A 2,378-nucleotide genomic window follows, 5' to 3' on the forward strand; every position below is an offset into this window, starting at 1 on the left:
GACGCGGCGGAGAGCAAGGACCGTCTGCTCGGCAGCGACCCGGACAATGCCGAGGAGGTGTGGCTGAAGGTCGGCCGGTTCGGCCCCTATGTGCAGCGGGGCTCCGGCGAGACGGCCAAGCGCTCGTCCCTGCCGCCCAACGTCAAGCCGGACGAGCTCGACCTGGAGACGGCGCTGAAGCTCCTGGCCCTGCCCCGCGAGGTCGGGATCGACCCGGAGAGTGGCAAGCCGATCACTGCCGGCATCAACCGGTTCGGGCCGTTCGTGCAGCTGGACAAGCGCTTCGTGCGGCTGGGGCCGGATGAGGACGTGCTGACGGTGGGTATCAACCGGGCAATCGCCTTGCTGCGCGAGCCGCCGGCCCGCGGCCAGCGCGCCGCCCCGGCCCCGCTGAAGGAAATCGGCAACCATCCCGACAACGGCCAGCCGATCCAGCTCTTCGCCGGCCGGTTCGGTCCGTACGTGAAGTGCGGCGACGTCAACGCCAGCCTGCCCAAGTCGATGTCGCCGGACACGCTCGATCTCGCGACCGCGGCGCGGCTGATCGACGAGCGGGCGGCGCGCGGGCCGTCGGTGAAGAAGCCCAAGCGCGCAGCGCCGAAGAAGGCACCGGCGAAGAAGCAGGCTGGGGAGGAGGCCGCCGGGAAGGCGGCGAAGAACGGCAAGGCGGCGGCGAAGAAGGCACCGGCGAAGGCCAAGGCGGTTGCAGACATCGAGGCCGAGCCGGCGACCTCGGACGCTCCTGCAGCCAAGCCGGCCCGGCGCACCGCCGCCAAGCGAGCCTGAGGATTGCGCACCCGACGAATTCCGCCCCACAGCCAGCCGGGCCTGCCCAGCAAGCGCCAGCTCATGGAGTTCATCCAGGCCGCCGGCGGCGAGGTGCAGGCGCGCGAGGTCGCTCAGGCCTTCAGCGTTCGTGGCGACCAGCGCCATGGCCTGCGCAAGCTCCTGCGCGAGCTGCGCTCCGAGGGGGAGCTGGAAGGCCGCCCACCACGCCGCCATGCGATCACCGGCAAGCCGCCGCCGGTCATGCCGGTCACGGTGGAGGAGGTCGACGAGGACGGCGACCTGATCGCCCGGCCGATCGACGAGCTGTTCGGCGAGCTGCGCGTGCGCCTGCCCCACCATGCCCTGGAGCGCCCGGCGCCTGGGTTGGACGACAGGCTGCTGATCAAGCTGTTCCGCCAGGGGGACGGCTCCTACGAGGGCCGGGTGATCCGGGTGCTGCCGAAAGGTGCCCGGGAAGTGGTGGGTGTGGTCGAGCGGGCCGGCGACGGCTTCCGGCTGCGCCCGGCCGACCGCAAGCTGAAGCACGAGTTCCTGCTGCGCGCGGACAAGGTCGAGGTCGCGATCGGCGATCTCGTGCGCGCCCAGGTCCTGCCCGGCTGGCGGCACAGCGCGCCACGCGCCGAGGTGGTCGAGAACCTGGGCCGGCCCGATGATCCGCGGGCCATCAGCCTCATGACGGCGGTCGAGGCGGAGCTGCCGATGCAGTTCCCGCAAGCGGCCCTCGACCAGGCGGCGCAGGCGGAGCCGGTCACGCTGGCCGGGCGGACGGACCTGCGCCACCTGGAGCTGGTCACCATCGACGGCGAGGACGCGCGCGACTTCGACGACGCCGTCCATGCCATACCCGACCCCGACGGGAAGAACGCCGGCGGCTTCCTGATCACGGTCGCGATCGCCGATGTCGCCCATTATGTCCGCCCGGGCGACGCGCTGGACGTGGAGGCGCGCAAGCGCGGCAACTCGGTCTACTTCCCGGACCGGGTCATCCCGATGCTGCCGGAGAAGCTCAGCAACGATCTGTGCTCGCTCCGCCCCCACGAGGACCGCGCGTGCGTGGCCTGCATCCTGTCGATCGATGGCAAGGGCGAGATCCGGCGCTGGAAGTTCGTGCGCGGCGTGATGAACAGCCGCGCCCGGCTCACCTACAGTGCGGTGGAGGCCCTCAAGCTCGGCGACGAGGCGGCCGTGCCAGACGAGGTACGCCAGCCGGTCATGCACCTGTTCGACGCCTACGCGCTCCTGCGGGCGGCGCGCGACCGGCGGGGGGCGATGGACCTGGACGTGCCCGAGCGCAAGGTCCTGTTCAGCGAGAACGGCCTGCCGGTGGGCTTCAAGCCCCGGGAGCGGCTGGAATCCAACCAGCTGATCGAGGAGTTCATGATCGCGGCCAACGTGGCCGCGGCCTCGGAGCTGGAGGCGAGGAAGGCGGCCTGCCTCTTCCGCATCCACGACAAGCCGGACGCGCTCAAGCTGGCAGCACTTGCCGACTATCTGCGCGAGCTGGGCCTGCCCTGGGGCAAGAACGTCAGCAAGCCCGGCGACTTCACCCGGCTGATCGGCCGGATCGAGGACGAGGCGTCGCGCCAGAT

Annotated in this window: 2 protein-coding genes; both read left to right on the top strand. The window is 71.2% G+C overall.

What is annotated here, in order from left to right:
* A partial coding sequence (locus VNS22_RS09470; protein WP_325731779.1) for a topoisomerase C-terminal repeat-containing protein occupies positions 1–786 on the top strand: 786 nt, incomplete at its 5' end.
* Positions 787–789: 3 nt separating this feature from the next.
* A partial coding sequence (locus VNS22_RS09475) for a ribonuclease R family protein (RefSeq protein ID WP_325731781.1) occupies positions 790–2,378 on the top strand: 1,589 nt, incomplete at its 3' end.

This window comes from Geminicoccus sp. (assembly GCF_035556675.1).
In the GTDB taxonomy this organism is placed as follows: domain Bacteria; phylum Pseudomonadota; class Alphaproteobacteria; order Geminicoccales; family Geminicoccaceae; genus Geminicoccus.